The sequence below is a fragment of the Methanosarcina spelaei genome, from assembly GCF_002287235.1.
GTDB classification, from domain to species: domain Archaea; phylum Halobacteriota; class Methanosarcinia; order Methanosarcinales; family Methanosarcinaceae; genus Methanosarcina; species Methanosarcina spelaei.
The window spans coordinates 1-457 of the sequence record NZ_LMVP01000404.1 but is presented as its reverse complement, the minus strand read 5'-3'; the positions used below and the strand labels follow the sequence as shown (position 1 = coordinate 457).

General features: G+C 35.2%; 1 pseudogene. It reads left to right on the top strand.

The window, feature by feature from the left end:
- Positions 1–174: 174 nt before the first annotated feature.
- Positions 175–457, top strand: a pseudogene (locus tag ASJ81_RS15375) (DUF6444 domain-containing protein); the annotation flags it as partial.

Below are 457 nucleotides of genomic sequence, written 5' to 3'. Positions count from 1 at the left end.
TGAAGTTATTGCAACTTACATTGAGAGTCTTGAATCTCAAATAAAACAGCTTAGTAACTGTCACAAAACAGATTAGGCAAACTTTTCATAAAGTTAATTTTTAATTGGTGATAATGATCTTGAAAATCAAGGCATCCAATCGAAACTTATACATAGTTTGTTCTGTGACGACTCCTTAGTGAAAAATTGCAAGTTTTAGAATCTCGCTTAAATCAAAATAGCAGAAACAGCAGTAAACCTCCTTCTACTGATTTTTTTGTCAAAGGAAAACCTAATCCCAAGAGTCTCCGTAAAAAGAGCGAAAAGAACCCTGGAGGTCAAGAAGGTCATCCAGGAACAACTCTTAAAATGGTTGATAATCCTGATTAGGTAATAGAGCATTCTTTGAACTGCTGCGAAGAATGTGGACATACCCTAGAGGATGTTGAAGTTGAAGCTTATGAGAAAAGACAGGTTT